The following is a 15,481-nucleotide window of genomic DNA, read 5'->3' as shown; positions in this document are numbered from 1 at the left end:
CGCGCCGCGTCGCCGCGCCGCCCGGCGCGGCGCGTCCTGGGACGGAACGGCCCGGAGGCGGCCGCCGTGGCGCCGCCGTCCGGACCCCCGTCCCGGTCCGGCGCTCCTCAGGACCCGAGGATGGTGGTGAGGAACTCCCCCGTCCAGGCGAGCAGTTCCCGCCCGACCAGCGGCTTCCCCCCGACCGTGCTCGTCTTCGGGCGCGGGATCAGCACCTGCGAGGTGGCCGGCTTGAGGACCGCCCCCGGGTAGAGCCGCTTGAGGCGCAGCTCCTGCGACTCGCGCAACTCCACCGGGCCGAAGCGGATGTTGGGCCCCTGGAGGGTGATGTCCCCGACCCCGCAGGCCCGCGCGAACATCCGCAGCCCGGCCACCATCAGCAGGTTCTCCACCGGCTCCGGCAGCTTGCCGTAGCGGTCGGTCAGCTCCTCCCGCACGGCCTTGATGTCGGCCTCGGAGCCGGCGGAGGCGATGGACCGGTAGGCCTGCAGGCGCAGCCGCTCGCCGGGCGCGTAGTCGTGCGGGACGTGCGCGTCGACCGGCAGCTCGATCTTGACCTCCAGCGGCGGCTCCTCCTCCACCCCGCCCTCGATCGCGGCCCGGTAGTCGGCCACGGCCTCGCCGACCATGCGGATGTACAGGTCGAAGCCGACGCCCGCGATGTGGCCGGACTGCTCGCCGCCGAGCAGGTTGCCCGCGCCGCGGATCTCCAGGTCCTTCATGGCCACGTACATGCCCGCACCCATCTCGGTGTGCTGGGCGATCGTGGCGAGCCGCTCGTGCGCGGTCTCGGTCAGCGGCTTCTCCGGCGGGTACAGGAAGTACGCGTACCCGCGCTCGCGGCCGCGGCCCACCCGGCCGCGCAGCTGGTGCAGCTGGGAGAGCCCGAAGTTGTCGCCGCGCTCCACGATCAGGGTGTTCGCGTTGGAGATGTCGATGCCGGACTCCACGATCGTGGTCGACACCAGCACGTCGAACTTCTTCTCCCAGAAGTCCACGACGACCTGCTCCAGGGCCTGCTCGGACATCTGCCCGTGGGCGGTCGCGATCCGCGCCTCGGGCACGATCTCGCGCAGCTTGGCCGCCGCCCGGTCGATGGACTCGACCCGGTTGTGGATGTAGAAGCACTGGCCCTCGCGCAGCAGCTCGCGGCGGACGGCCGCGCCGATCTGCTTCTCCTCGTACGGGCCGACGAAGGTGAGCACCGGGTGCCGCTCCTCCGGCGGGGTGGTGATCGTGGACATCTCGCGGATGCCGGTCACCGCCATCTCCAGGGTGCGGGGGATGGGGGTCGCGGACATCGTCAGCACGTCCACGTTGGCGCGGAGCTTCTTCAGCTGCTCCTTGTGCTCCACACCGAAGCGCTGCTCCTCGTCGACGATGACCAGGCCGAGGTCCTTGAACCTGGTCTCCTGCGAGAAGAGGCGGTGGGTGCCGATGACCAGGTCCACCGAGCCCTCGCGCAGGCCCTCCAGGGTGGCCTTGGACTCGGCGTCGCTCTGGAAGCGGGAGAGCGCCCGCACGTTGACCGGGAACTGGCTGTACCGCTCGGAGAAGGTCCCGAAGTGCTGCTGCACCAGCAGCGTGGTCGGCACCAGCACGGCGACCTGCTTGCCGTCCTGCACCGCCTTGAAGGCGGCGCGGACCGCGATCTCGGTCTTGCCGTAGCCGACGTCGCCGCAGATCAGCCGGTCCATGGGAACGGACTTCTCCATGTCCTCCTTGACCTCGGCGATGGTGGTGAGCTGGTCGGGCGTCTCCGCGTACGGGAAGGCGTCCTCCAGCTCCCGCTGCCAGGGGGTGTCCGGACCGAAGGTGTGCCCGGGGGCCGCCATGCGGGCGCTGTACAGCTTGATGAGGTCGGCGGCGATCTCCTTGACCGCCTTCTTCGCGCGCGCCTTGGTCTTGGTCCAGTCGGCGCCGCCGAGCCGGTGCAGGGTCGGGGCCTCGCCGCCGACGTACTTGGTGACCTGCTCCAGCTGGTCGGTGGGGATGTAGAGCCGGTCGCCGGGCTGGCCGCGCTTGGCGGGGGCGTACTCGACGAGGAGGTACTCGCGGGTGGCGCCCTGGACGGTCCGCTGCACCATTTCGAGGTAGCGGCCGACGCCGTGCTGCTCGTGGACGATGTAGTCGCCGACCTCCAGGGTGAGGGGGTCGATGGTCTTGCGCCGCCGGGTCGGCATCCGGCCGAGGTCCTTGGTGGCGGTGCGCTGGCCGGTGAGGTCGGTCTCGGTCAGCACGGCCAGCTTCAGGGCCGGGTCGACGAAGCCGTTGTCGATCGAGCCGCACGAGACGTGGACGAGCGAGGGCTCCAGGGCGCGCAGGTCCGCCTCCAGGCGGGCCGGGATGCCCTCGCCGCCGAGCACCTCCACGGTGCGGGCGGCCGGGCCGTGGCCCTGGGTGAGGAAGACGGTGTGCCAGCCGTCGGCGATCCACCCCTTGGTGTCGGCCAGCGCGCGGGCGGTGTCGCCCCGGTAGGCCTCGGGGGCGTGCATGCCGAGCTTGAGGGTGTCCGAGCCCGACGCCTCCTCGTCCGCGGCGAAGGGGGACACCGACCACCACATCATGCCGAGCTCGCGGGCGTGCTCGCGCACGTCCGCGATCCCGCGCAGCGAGGCCGCGCCGACGTCGATCGGAGCCTCGCCGCCGCCCGCGGTGGCCGCCCAGGAGGCCATCAGGAACTCCTGCGAGGTCGCCACCAGGTCGGCGGCGCGCGTTCGGACCCGCTCGGGGTCGCAGACCACGGCCATCGCCCCGGCCGGCAGTACGTCGATCAGCAGCTCCATGTCGTCGACGAGGACGGGGGCCAGCGACTCCATGCCCTCGACGGCGATCCCCTCGGCGATCTTGTCGAGCAGCTCGCCGAGCTCGGGGTGGGCCTCGGCCAGGGCGGCGGCCCGCTCCCGCACCTGGTCCGTCAGCAGCAGCTCCCGGCAGGGCGGGGCCCACAGCCCGTGCTCGGCGATCTCCAGGGAGCGCTGGTCGGCGACCTTGAAGTAGCGGATCTCCTCGACGTCGTCGCCCCAGAACTCCACGCGCAGCGGGTGCTCCTCGGTGGGCGGGAACACGTCGAGGATGCCGCCGCGCACGGCGAACTCGCCGCGCTTTTCGACCAGCTCGACGCGCGCGTACGCGGCCGCGGCCAGGGCGGCGGTGACCTCCGCGAGGTCGGCGCTCTGCCCGATGCGCAGGCTCACCGGTTCGAGGTCCCCGAGCCCCTTGACCTGCGGCTGGAGCACGGACCGGATGGGAGCGACCACGACGCTGACGGGCCCGGCGGCCGGGTCGTCCTCGCGGGGGTGCGCGAGCCGGCGCAGGACCGCGATGCGGCGGCCCACGGTGTCGCTGCGCGGGCTGAGCCGCTCGTGCGGGAGCGTCTCCCAGGACGGGTAGTCCACCACCTCGTCGGGAGGCAGGAGCGAGCGCAGGGCGGCCGCCAGGTCCTCGGCCTCGCGCCCGGTGGCGGTGACCGCCAGGACGGTCCGCCCGGTCCGCCGGGCCAGCGCGGCGATCGCGAACGGCCGCGCCGCGGGCGGGCCGACGAGGTCCACGTGCATGCGGGTGCCGTCCCCGGCCGCGGTGACCGCCTCGGCGAGGGCGGAGTCCCGGGTGACGGCGTCGAGCAGTCCGTGCAGGCTCATGAAGGAGGCTTTCCGTCCGGTGGTGGTCGTGCGGGGTGCAACGCGAAGGACCCGACACGTCGAACGGGCCGGGGGCTCCCACCCTACGACGCGGGCAGCCGCCGCGCGCGAGGGATTCGAGCCGCCCGCGGAGGTGGCGCGGGCGCGCCCCCCGGCGCGCGCGGGGCGGCGCCCCGGGCCGTACCTCCAGACCCGGGGCGGGAGGGGCGCCGCGGGCCGGTCCGGGCCGGTCCGTGCCGCCGCCGCTCTACGATGTGTTCCCGTAACGACCGCAATGACCGTCTGGGCCCGCCGCCTTCCGCGGGAGTTCACGCCGCCCCGGCCGAGGAGTACGAGACCGTGACGAGCGACGCGATAACCCGCCCTGCCCCCGCGGCCCCGGCCGCGGTGGGGCAGGGCGGGACCCGGTGGGCCGGCCCCTACGCGGTGGCCGCCGCGCTGTTCCCCGTGTACCTCGTCCTGTCCGTGGGACGGTTCCGCCGGATGGAGTGGGCCTCCTGGGACCTGGGCATCTTCGAGCAGGCCATCCGCGCCTACGCCCACCTGCGGGAGCCCGTCGCCGACCTGAAGGGGCCCGGGGCCAACATCCTCGGGGACCACTTCAGCCCGATCATCGCGCTGGTCGCCCCCGTCTACCGGGTCTTCCCCGGGCCCGTCACCCTGCTCGTCGTGCAGGCCGCGCTGTTCGCGCTGTCGGCCGTCCCGGTGACCCGGGCCGCCGGGCGCCTCCTGGGACGGCCCCGCGGCCTGGCCCTCGGGGTGGCGTACGGGCTGTCCTGGGGCGTCCAGCGGGCCGTGGAGTTCGACTTCCACGAGATCGCCTTCGCCGTGCCGCTGCTGGCCTTCGCCCTGGAGGCGGTCCTCGCCCGGCGCTGGCGGGCCGCCCTGCTGTGGGGGCTGCCGCTGGTCCTCGTCAAGGAGGACCTCGGCTTCACCCTGGCAGCCCTGGCCGTGGTGGTGGCCTGGCGGGCGCTGCCGACCGACCGGCGGGCAGGCCGGATCGCGCTCGGCGTCGCCGCCGGCTCGGCCGTCTTCGCCCTCCTGGTGTTCACCGTCGTCATTCCGGCCTTCGCGACCGCGGGCTACGGCTACTGGGACAAGATCGACGGATCCGGCCCGCTGGCCGGCCTGGGCACCAAGCTCGCGACCCTGGGCTGGGTGCTCGTCCCCACCAGCGGCCTGCTGGCCCTGCGCTCGCCGCTGCTGCTCGTCGCCGCGCCCACCCTCGGCTGGCGGTTCCTGTCCGGGGACGACCACTACTGGTCGACCGACTGGCACTACAGCGCCGTGCTGATGCCCGTCGTGACGCTGGCCCTCGTCGACGCCGTCGACACCGTCCGGCGCGCCGAGCACCCCTGGCTGCGGGCGTACGCCCTCCACCTGCCCACCGCCGTGCTCGCGGCCGGCCTCACCCTCGCCGCCACCACCCTGCCCAGCGCCGGGCTCGCGGAGGCCCGTACGTACGAACGGCCCGCGCGCGTCGGCGCCGTCGAACGGCTCCTCGACCGGATACCCGACGGGGCGACCGTCGAGGCCGACACCACGCCGCTGACCCGGCTGACCTCGCGCTGCCGCGTCCTGTGGATCGGCGGAAGCAAGGGCGTGGTCCCCGACTGGATCGCCATCGACAACTCCTCCAAGTGGGCGGGCGAGGACCCTACGGGCTACGCGCTCCAGCTGCACCCGGGCGAGCGGTTCAGCGTGGTCGGCGAGGCCGGGGGCGTCGTGCTGATGCGCCGCGGCTGACGGCGGCCGGCCGCGCGTCCGCGGCCTGCGCCCCGGGGACGACGGCGGCCCCGGACCCCCCCCTCGCGGGCAGGTCCGGGGCCGTCCCCCGTTGTTCCCCCGTTTCGACCGCGGCGCAGCTACTCGCTCGCGATCGCGTTCAGTACGTTCATCCGCCCCGCCCGGAAGGCCGGGACCAGCGCGGCGAACAGGCCCACCAAGGCCGAGGCGGCGAACACCCCGAGGATCGTCGGCCACGGGATCTCCAGCACCTTCAGGCCCTGGAGCGCCAGCAGCTGCTGCGCGCCGATCCCCCAGCCCATGCCCAGCCCGAGGCCGAGCAGGGCGCCGAAGAGGGCGATGACCACCGACTCCAGGCGGATCATGCGGCGCAGCTGGCGGCGGGAGAGGCCGATGGCGCGCATCAGGCCGATCTCGCGGGTCCGCTCGACCACCGACAGGGCCAGGGTGTTCACGACGCCCAGGACCGCGACGATGATCGCGAGGCCGAGGAGCCCGTAGACCATGTTGAGCAGCTGGCCGACCTGGTCCTTCAGGGCCTGCTTGTAGTCGGTCTGGTTGCGCACCATGTACTGCGGGTACTCGGCCAGCGCCGTCTTGACCGACTGGTACGCGGCGGCGTCCGACTGCCCGTCCTGTGCGCTGGCCAGCAGCATGAAGGGGAGCGGCAGCTTGTCGGCCGGGACGTGTCCCCGGGCCGCCTCGGTGCTGATGTACTTCATGCCCTTGTCGAGGTTGCCCTCGTCGCTGGTGATCGCGGCGACCTTCAGCTTGACCGTGCTGCCGCCGGTGAAGGCGACCGTCAGCTCGTCGCCGAGCCCGATGCCGTGCGCGGTGGCGTACTGCGAGCCCACCGACATGGAGTCCTTGCCGTACGCCGCCGCGTGCTCGCCGGCGACCATCTTGCGCCGGATGTCCTTGGCGTACGTCGGGTCGGTGGCGCCGATCCCCTCCTCCACGGTGGAGCCGTCGGCGGCGGTGATCTTGGCCGCCACCTCGCGGTAGGCGGTGACGTGGTCGAGGCCCTTGGTGGCGCGCAGGGCCTGCTCGGCCTGCGGCAGCACGGGCTGGCCGGTCTCGGAGTTGACGATGTAGTCCGCGCCGACCGACTTGTCGAGCTCTTCGGTCGCGGAGGCCACCATCGAGGAGCCGACCACCGACAGGCAGGCGACCAGCGCGAGGCCGATCATCAGCGCGGCGGCGGTGGCACCGGTGCGGCGCGGGTTGCGCAGGGCGTTGCGCTCGGCGAGCCGGCCCACGGACCCGAAGGGCCGCAGCACCGCGCCGGAGAGCACCCGCACCACGCCCGCGGCGAGCAGCGGGCCGATCACGATGAAGCCGATGAGGGTGAGGACGACGCCCAGGCCCAGCCAGAGCGAGCCGGGTCCGGCCTTCTCGGCGGCGGTCGCGAGGTAGAGCGCGGCGCCGCCGGTGCCGGTGAGGACCAGGCCCAGGACGGCGCGGACGACGCCGGCCTTCTTGTCGCCCGGGGTACCGGACTCGCGCAGCGCGGCCATCGGGGAGACCTTGCCGGCCCGGCGGGCCGGGATGAAGGCGGAGACGACGGTCACGATGACGCCGAGGACGATGCCGATGACCGGGGTGGTCCAGGCGATCGTCAGGTCGTCGGTGGACAGGTGCATGCCCATGGCGCCCATGAGCTGCATCAGGCCGATCGCCAGGCCCACGCCCGCGCCGACGCCCAGGAGCGAGCCGACGACGCCGAGCAGGAAGGCCTCGACGACCACGGACTTCAGGACCTGCCCGCTGTCGGCGCCGATGGCGCGCATCAGGCCGATCTCGCGGGTGCGCTGGGCGACCAGCATCGAGAAGGTGTTGAAGATCAGGAAGATGCCGACGAGGAAGGCGATCCCGGCGAAGCCGAGCATCACGTACTTCATGACGTCGAGGAAGGAGCCGACGTCCTTGCGGTTGGCGTCCGCGGCTTCCTTGGCGGTCTGCAGCTTGTACGTGTCCGCGCCGACGGCCGTGGCGATGTTCTGCTTGAGCTGCTCGTCGCTCACCCCGTCCTTGGCGGTGACGTTGACGTGCGTGAAGGAGCCGGCGGAGCCGAGCAGCGCCTGCTGCGAGGTGGCGGTGTCGAAGTAGACGATCGCCGCACCCGGGTTGGTCACGGTGAAGGTGGCGATACCGCTGATCCTCGCGCGGATGTCGCCGGTGATGGCGATGGTGCGCAGTTCGTCACCGAGCTTCAGGTGGTGCTTCTCGGCGGTGTCGGCGTCGACCATCACCTCGGTCGGGCCGCGCGGTGCGTTGCCCGAGGTGATGTTCATGGACTTGAGCTCGTTGTCGCTCCAGTTGCCCGCGACGGTCGGGGCGCCGGTGGTCGAGCCCATGTTCTTGTTCTCGGCGTTGACCACCGTGACGGACATCGAGACGACGCCGCCCTCGGCGCTCCTGACGCCCTCGGCCGCGGCAACCTTCCCGACGACCGCGCCGTCCAGCACCTCGGGCCTGCCGCGGTCCGGGGTCTCCTCGCCGTCCCCGGCGGCCTTCGGGGCGACCGTCACGTCGGAGCTGGTGACGGCGAACAGCTTGTCGAAGGTGGTGTTCATGGTGTCGGTGAACACCAGGGTGCCGCAGACGAAGGCGACGGAGAGCAGGACCGCGACGGCGGAGAGCGCCATCCGCCCCTTGTGCGCGACGAAGTTGCGCCGCGAGGTCTTCAGGACGGTGCCGCTCATGAGGTCCGCCCGCGCGCGTCGAAGTCCTTCATGCGGTCGAGGACCTGCTCGGCGGTGGGCGCGAACATCTCGTCGACGATCCGGCCGTCGGCGAGGAAGACGACGCGGTCCGCGTACGAGGCGGCCACCGGGTCGTGGGTGACCATCACGATGGTCTGGCCGAGTTCGTCGACCGAGCGGCGCAGGAAGCCGAGGATCTCGGCGCCGGCCCGGGAGTCCAGGTTCCCGGTCGGCTCGTCACCGAAGATGATCTGCGGCCGGGCCGCGAGGGCGCGGGCGACGGCCACGCGCTGCTGCTGGCCGCCGGAGAGCTCGGTGGGACGGTGCTTGAGCCGGCCGGCCAGGCCGACGGTCTCCACGACCCGGTTGAGCCACTCCGCGTCGGGCTTGCGGCCCGCGATGTCCATGGGGAGGGTGATGTTCTCCAGGGCGTTCAGGGTGGGCAGCAGGTTGAACGCCTGGAAGATGAAGCCGATCCGGTCGCGCCGGAGCTGCGTGAGCTTCTTGTCCTTCAGCCCGGTGATCTCGGTGTCGTCCAGGTGGATCTGTCCGCTGGTGACCGTGTCGAGGCCCGCGAGGCAGTGCATCAGCGTGGACTTCCCGGAGCCCGAGGGGCCCATGATGGCGGTGAACTGGCCGCGCCGGATGTCCACGTCCACCTCGTCGAGGGCGACCACGCGCGTCTCGCCGGAGCCGTAGGCCTTGACGACCTTCCGCGCCCGGGCCGCGACGGCTTCATGCCCTCCAGTACCCCCGTGCCTGGTTTCGGTCATAGCCGTTGTCACGGTGCTCTCCTTGATCGGTGTGCGTCGTCTGCCTGCGTGCCTGGGTGACTGCCTGCGTGCGTCGCCGTGGTGAAGTCTGGGGCGGGCGGGGGGTGCGGCGCGCTGGTGCCCATCGCCGTATCCGCCCGGGGGTTAACCCCACCCCCCGGGGCTCCCCGCCCATGTGGACCAGTTAAGGACGCGGCGGGCCCTGCGGCCTCCTCCCCCGGGACGAACTACCCCTGGCCCCTCGTACGGAGCGCCCCCTAGGGGTTCTCCACCCTGCGGAGGAGCCGCCCTGGGGGATACCGCCGGACACACCGCCGGTGAGAAGGTGCTCTGGGCAGATGCGTGCAGGGGGAAGGGATCTCGGTGGCGTCAGGGGAGAGCGCGGGCGCGGGCCCTGACGGCGCGGCCGCGGGGTCCGCGGGAGCGGCGGCGTCCCCGGGCGCCCCGGCGCCTGCCGCGGCCGGGTCCCCGGGCCGGCCGCGGCCGGCCGTGGTGGCCTCTCTGATGCTCTGCATGAGCCTCGTCGCCCTGGACAGCACCATCGTCGCCACGGCGGTCCCGCAGATCGTGGGCGACCTCGGCGGCTTCTCCTTCTTCTCCTGGCTCTTCTCCGGCTACCTGCTGGCCGTCACCGTCACCCTGCCCGTGTACGGGAAGCTGTCCGACACCTTCGGCCGCAAGCCCGTGCTGCTCTTCGGCACCGGCCTCTTCCTCGTCGGCTCGCTGCTGTGCGGGCTCGCCTGGAACATGGGCGCCCTCATCGCCTTCCGGATCGTCCAGGGGCTGGGCGGCGGCGCGCTCCAGGGCACCGTCCAGACCCTGGCCGCCGACCTCTACCCGCTCAGGGACCGGCCGCGCATCCAGGCCCGCATGTCCACCGTGTGGGCCGCCTCGTCCGTGGCCGGACCGGCGGTGGGCGGGCTGCTCGCCGCGTACGCGCACTGGCGCTGGATCTTCCTGCTGAACCTGCCGCTGGCCGCACTCGCCCTGTGGATGGTGGGCCGCCACCTGGCGGAGCCGGTCCGGTCCCCCGGTCGCCGCGGCCCGGTCGACTGGGCCGGGGCCCTGGCCGTCTTCGCGTGCGGCGGGGTCCTGCTCTTCGCGCTCGTCCAGGGCGGGGTGGCCTGGCCCTGGCTGTCCGCGCCCTCGCTGGGGCTGCTCGGCGCGAGCGCCGGTCTGGCCGCGTTGGTCGTACGGGTCGAGCGCCGGGCCGAGGAGCCGATCCTGCCCGGCTGGGTGTGGCGCCGGCGCACCCTCGCCGCCGTCAACCTGGCGATGGCGGTGTTCGGGCTGCTGATGGTCGCCCCGGTCGTGTTCGTGCCGACGTACGCCCAGTCCGTCCTGGGCCTGGACCCCGTCGCCGCCGGCTTCGTCATGTCCGCGATGACCCTGAGCTGGCCGCTGTCGGCCGCCCTCAGCCAGCACGTCTACCGGCGCATCGGCTTCCGCGACACCGCCGCCGTCGGCATCGCCCTGGCCGCCGTGACCCTGTACTCCTTCACCCTGCTCCCGCACCCGGCCCGGCCCTGGCAGCCCGCGCTGGTCATGCTGGCGCTGGGGGCCGCGCTCGGACTCTTCCAACTGCCGCTGATCGTCGGGGTGCAGGCCACCGTGGGCTGGGCGCAGCGGGGCACCACGACGGCCTCGGTGCTGTTCTGCCGGCAGGTCGGCCAGAGCGTGGGCGCGGCCGTGCTCGCGGCCGTCGCCAACGCCACCCTAGCCGCCCGGCTGGCGGGAGCCCCCGCGGCCGGACCGCCGGACGGCCTGGACGCCGTGGCGAAGGCGCTGGACCGGCCGGAGCTGCTCCCGCGCGCCGCCGCCGACCACCTGCGCGCGGCCGTCGCGGACGCCGTGGACGACGTCTTCCTCGTGGCGGCCGTCGCCGCCCTGGTCGTGCTGCTGGTCCTGCTGCTGGTGGCACCCCGGACGTTCCCGGTCCTGCCGGAGGACTGAGGCACCGCGGGTCCTGCTTGTCATGGACCGGTCCGATGGGTGACGCTCGTCGCCGGCACCGCTCCCGGGGGGACGTACATGGCTTCCGCACTCTTCGCACTGGCGTTACTGGCCGCACTGGCCGGCCCGCTCGCCCTGCGGCTCCGCCGCCACCCGGCCTTCGTCACCGGCCGCGACGGCCGCCTCTCCACCTCGACGGCGCTGGCCCTGGCCTGGACGGTGATCCTGCTCTGGCTGCTGCTCGCGGTCCTCGCGTACGGGCTCACCGCGGGCGGCGGCGTCGACTGGTTCCAGGGCGACCGCGGCCCGCTGTCCACCCTGACGAGCGTGTACCTGCCGCTGCTCGGCGGCCCGTACGTCGCCATGATCACGGCGAAGGCGATCGTCGGCGTGCGCGTCGGGAACGGCACCCTGGCCAAGCCCGCCCCCAAGCCCACGGCGACGGGCCGGCGCCCGCTCCGGGAGCTCATCGCGAACGACAGCGGCCGGACCGACCTCGTCGACCTGCAGTACGTGGCGCTGAGCGCGGTCACCATGCTCTACGTGGTGCTCTTCTTCCTCGCGGACGTGGGCGGCGGCCTGCCGCGCCTGCCCCACGAGATCTGGGCGCTGACGGGCGCCCCGGCGGGGGCGTACCTGCTGAACAAGGTCGCCACCCCGGCCAACCCGGTGATCACGGACGTGACCGTCGCCGACGGCCTGGTCACCGTCGACGGCGGCGGCTTCACCCCCCGCCGGGCGGGCCCCGCCACCCGCGTCACGGTCTCCGACACGGTCGTCCCGGCGGCGGCCGACCCGCTGACCGGCGCCCTGACGGCCCGCCTCCCCCTCGCCGCGCAGCCCCCCTTCACGGTGGTGGTCACCGCCCGCGGCCTGCGCAGCGACCCGTACTGCTACGAGGGGACCGCCGCGAAGCCGCCCGCTCCCTAGTGCTGTGACCGGAAAGATTCACCGGGTCGCAGCGCCCGGCACGGCACCTCGCCGCGTTGTCGGACCCCGCGAGTACGTCCAGTACGAGCCGCGGCCCTCCGCCTTGCGATCCACCGCACCGGACACCGCGCCCCGGCAAACCCTTCCGGTCACAGCACCAGGGGCTCGCGGTCACAGCGTCAGCCCTCCGCCGCCGCCCGCCCCGTCAACGCCGCCAGGCTGGACCGGACGTGGTTCATGTGGGCCCGCATCTCCTCCTGGGACTCCGCGTGCTCCCGCAGGACCCGCTCCGTCTCCCGCCCCACCCGCTCCTCCACGACCCTGGCCTCCGCGACCACCGCGGCGGCGGCGGCCTCCGCGTCCTCCTGCCCGTGCCGCGCCGCCTCCTCCGCCTCCGCGAACCCCCGCCGCGCCTCGGCCAGCCGCGCCTCCGCGGACCGCTCCAGCTCCGCATGCCGGGCCTCGAACTCCGCCTCGCGCGCCGCCAGTTCCCGCTCCGACGCCTCCCACCGCTCCGCCTGCTCCCGCTCCCGCTCGGCCAGCAGCTCCTCGGACCGCAGGCGCATCCCGTCCAGCGCCGCCTGCGCCTGCGCCCGCCACGCCTCGGCGTCCTCCCGCGCCGCCGCCCGCGCGTCGTCCGCCTCCCGCTGCGCCCGCAGCAGCCCCTGCCGGGCCCGGACCTCGGTCTGCTCGCGCACCGCCTCCGCGTCGTGGCGGGCCAGTTCGGCCACCCGGTCGGCGTGCGCCTCGCCCGCGCCCAGCGCGTCCGCCGCGTCCGCCTGCGCGTCCAGCCGCAGCGCCTGCGCCTCCTCCTGGGCCAGCGACAGAATCCGCCGGGCCCGCTCGCCCAGCTCCTCGTACGTCTGCGGCGCCAGCGCGGACACCGCCTCGCGCAGCCGAGCCGCCTCCGCCTCCATCTGCTTGGCCAGGACGGTCAGCCGCGCCACCCGCTCCCAGGCCTCGTCACGGCTGCCGGAGAGCCGGGCGAGGTACCGGTCGACCTCTTCCGTGCGGTAGCCGCGGCCACGCACGGTCGCAATGGGTGCACTCATCCGGGAAGCGCCTCTCTCGCGGGGGTTCCTGCCAAGGATGCGTCATTTGCGGGCAGAAGCCGGAATGGCCGGGCCGAGACCCTGTTCGAAGGTCTCGACCCGGCCATCCCACCGATCAACCGATCAGCATCCGATCACAGCAGTCCGTCCCACATCTGCTCCAGCAGCACCGACCACCAGCTCTCCGGCGACGCCAGCGCCGCGCTGTCGAGCCCCGCGAGATTCGCCTGGAAATCGACGGTCCAGCGGCCCGCCTGCTCCGGCGTCAGGTGCTGCCGCAGCCGCCACATGTGACCCAGCATCGCGAGGGACCGCACGAATTGCGGCAGGCTCGAATTCACGAACTGCGGCGGCACCGGGGCGCCGCCCGGACCGCCCTCCACCGGCACCGCCACGATGTTCGCCGTGCCGTACTGCACGCACAGGGCCTTGCCAAAGTCGCTGCCGACCACGAGGTACGAGCCCGCGTCCGAGGCCGGCTGCACCTGCCGCTGCGCGGCCAGTTCGGCCAGCGTCGGCACCGGCTGTCCCGGTACCGCCTGACCCCAGAAGAACGGCCCGAAGTCGACGGGGACACCCGCCCACATCAGCGTCTGCGCCACGATCTCCGGCACGCCCTGACGGGACACCGCCCGCTGCTCGAAGCGGAAGACGCCCTGCGGACCGAAGGCCCCCGCCAGCTCCTGGGCGATGGCGTCGAGCGGGATCGCCGGCTGGAGCGGGACCTGCGGCAGGGGCGCCCGTACGGGCGCGGGGCGCGCGGGACCGTCCGCCACCTGGTGCAGCTCGCTCTGGTGGGTGATGAGGTGGCGCATGCCCTGCTGACGGCTCGCGTGCTCCGTGCCGTACGGGGCCACGCTCGTGATCCGCACCTGCGGCCAGGTCTCCCGGATCATCCGGGCGCAGTAGCCGCCCGGCAGTTCGCAGGACGCCAGCTCGGTGTGCAGTTCCAGCACCTGCTGCGGCGGCACGTTCATGGCGCGCAGTTCGTACAGGATCTGCCACTCCGGGTGCGGGGTGCCGGGCGCCGAGCGGCGGATCAGCTGCTGCTCGGAGCCGTCGGGCGCACGGTAGCGAAGCACGGCCTGGTAGCCGGGGCCCACCGTGGGCGCGCCGGTGGGCGCCGGCGGCTGCGCGACCGGGCCGCCCGGCGGCGGGCCGGGGGGCGCGGGCGGGCGGCCCGCGTCGGGGCCGGGGCCGGCCAGCATCGTCGCGGCATGGTCGATCCCGCCGGCGGGCGTACCGGGCCCGCCCGGCACACCGGGAGCCCCCGGCGGACCGGGCGGCTGCGGAACACCCGGACCCGCCAACATCGTCGCCGCATGATGCGCACCACCACCGGGCGCACCGGGCGGACCCGGAGGCGCCGACGGCCGACCCCCACCCGTACCGCCCGGAACACCGGGCGGACCGGGGGGACCAGGGGGCAACGGAACACCAGGACCCGCCAACATCGTCGCGGCATGGTCGATCCCGCCGGCGGGCGTACCGGGCCCGCCCGGCGCACCGGGAGCCCCCGGCGGACCGGGCGGCTGCGGAACACCCGGACCCGCCAACATCGTCGCCGCATGATGCGCACCACCACCGGGCGCACCGGGCGGACCCGGAGGCGCCGACGGCCGACCCCCACCCGTACCACCCGGAACACCGGGCGGACCAGGGGGCAACGGAACACCAGGACCCGCCAGCATGGTGGCGGCGTGGTCGATCCCACCGGCAGGCGTACCCGGCGCAGCCGGCCCACCCGGCTGCGCGGGCGGCTGCCCGGGGCCGGGCGCGCCCGGCCGGGAGGCCTTGCTGGTCGGCGCGTCGGCGATGTCGCCCGCGTCCGGGCCGAGTGCCTGTACCACCGCCGTACGGGGCAGCCGGCTGCCCCCGGGCATCAGCGTGGTCTTGGCCTCCGGGGCGACCCCGGAGGCGGGTGCGTCGTCCAGGTCCGACCCGGACAGCGGGGGCGCGAACACGGTCGCGGGCAGCGGTACGGACGCGTCGTCCGCACCGGGGTTCACATCGGTACCCGCCCAGGGCGTGGAACCGATGGGGACCCCCGCCGGGACCCCGTCGTTGGCGGTCGGCTCGTACGGAACCTCGCCCCCGCGCCGCAGCGGTACGGCGTCCACCGGCCCGGAGGCGGCCGGAGCCGACGCCGCGTCCGTGTCCGCGTCCGCGTCCGCGTCCGACGGCAAGGCGACAGGGGAAGGGGAGGAGGAAGAGGAGACAACCGGGTCAGCACCGGGCGCGACCGGTCCGGACGCGGCCGAGGACACACCCGAGGACGCGGCCGACGACGGCCCGCGCGGGATCCCGGCCCGGTCCGCGGCCTCCTGGAGCCACTCCGGCGGACTGAGCATGAACGAGGTCTGCTCCGAGTCGATCCGCGGCGGCGGCACCGAGGCCTCCGACGCCACGGCCGCAGCCGCGGCCCCGTACTCCTCCTCGTACCGGCGGATCACCTCACCCACCGGCAGTCCGGGCCACAGCGTCACCTCCCCGCTGTCCCGGGCGATGACCAGCCGCTGCCGGCCGCCCCCGGAGACCGGGCCGGCCGCGCGGTCCTCGGCCCACACCACGAACCCGAGCCCGAACTCCCGTACGCGCACCTCACGGTGCTGGTACGCGGGCACCTCACCGTTGATCCACTCCTCGGCGCGCTCCTGCGCCTGCGCAAACGTCACCACCGC

At 74.1% G+C, this 15,481-nt stretch carries 8 protein-coding genes; 3 read left to right on the top strand and 5 right to left on the bottom strand.

Annotated elements, in window-relative coordinates:
- Nucleotides 1-107 precede the first annotated feature (107 nt).
- Entirely contained in the window at nucleotides 108-3,641 is a 3,534-nt protein-coding gene (gene mfd, locus ACFWU6_RS22880; RefSeq protein WP_383982793.1) for a transcription-repair coupling factor, read from the bottom strand.
- Between the two features lie 252 nt (nucleotides 3,642-3,893).
- Here mfd and ACFWU6_RS22875 point away from each other — a divergent pair, with 252 nt between their 5' ends.
- Entirely contained in the window at nucleotides 3,894-5,387 is a 1,494-nt protein-coding gene (locus ACFWU6_RS22875; RefSeq protein ID WP_383982791.1) for a DUF2079 domain-containing protein, read from the top strand.
- Nucleotides 5,388-5,506: 119 nt separating this feature from the next.
- Here ACFWU6_RS22875 and ACFWU6_RS22870 read toward each other — a convergent pair whose 3' ends face one another.
- Nucleotides 5,507-8,092, bottom strand: coding sequence for an ABC transporter permease (locus tag ACFWU6_RS22870; RefSeq protein WP_383982789.1), 2,586 nt, complete (start codon nucleotides 8,090-8,092; stop codon nucleotides 5,507-5,509).
- Nucleotides 8,089-8,865: an ABC transporter ATP-binding protein gene (locus ACFWU6_RS22865; protein ID WP_383806092.1), complete on the bottom strand. Its 777-nt coding sequence runs from the start codon at nucleotides 8,863-8,865 to the stop codon at nucleotides 8,089-8,091. Before ACFWU6_RS22865 ends, ACFWU6_RS22870 begins: the two co-directional genes overlap by 4 nt.
- Nucleotides 8,866-9,228: 363 nt before the next feature.
- On the opposite strand from ACFWU6_RS22865, the gene ACFWU6_RS22860 reads away from it, so the two are divergent.
- Both ACFWU6_RS22860 and ACFWU6_RS22855 read left to right on the top strand, forming a co-directional pair.
- Complete coding sequence (locus ACFWU6_RS22860; RefSeq protein ID WP_383806090.1) at nucleotides 9,229-10,818, top strand: MFS transporter; 1,590 nt, start codon at nucleotides 9,229-9,231, stop codon at nucleotides 10,816-10,818.
- Between the two features lie 78 nt (nucleotides 10,819-10,896).
- Nucleotides 10,897-11,748: a hypothetical protein gene (locus ACFWU6_RS22855; protein WP_383982787.1), complete on the top strand. Its 852-nt coding sequence runs from the start codon at nucleotides 10,897-10,899 to the stop codon at nucleotides 11,746-11,748.
- Nucleotides 11,749-11,927: 179 nt separating this feature from the next.
- Here the strand turns inward: ACFWU6_RS22855 and ACFWU6_RS22850 are convergent, their stop codons facing one another.
- On the bottom strand, nucleotides 11,928-12,800 hold the full coding sequence (locus ACFWU6_RS22850) for a cellulose-binding protein (protein ID WP_383806086.1): 873 nt from the start codon (nucleotides 12,798-12,800) through the stop codon (nucleotides 11,928-11,930).
- 134 nt (nucleotides 12,801-12,934) lie between these two features.
- Entirely contained in the window at nucleotides 12,935-15,478 is a 2,544-nt protein-coding gene (locus tag ACFWU6_RS22845) for an SUKH-4 family immunity protein (protein ID WP_383982785.1), read from the bottom strand.
- Between the last annotated feature and the right edge of the window lie 3 nt (nucleotides 15,479-15,481).

This window comes from Streptomyces sp. NPDC058674, assembly GCF_042716505.1.
GTDB lineage: Bacteria > Actinomycetota > Actinomycetes > Streptomycetales > Streptomycetaceae > Streptomyces.
This window is presented reverse-complemented; position numbering and strand designations above follow the sequence as displayed.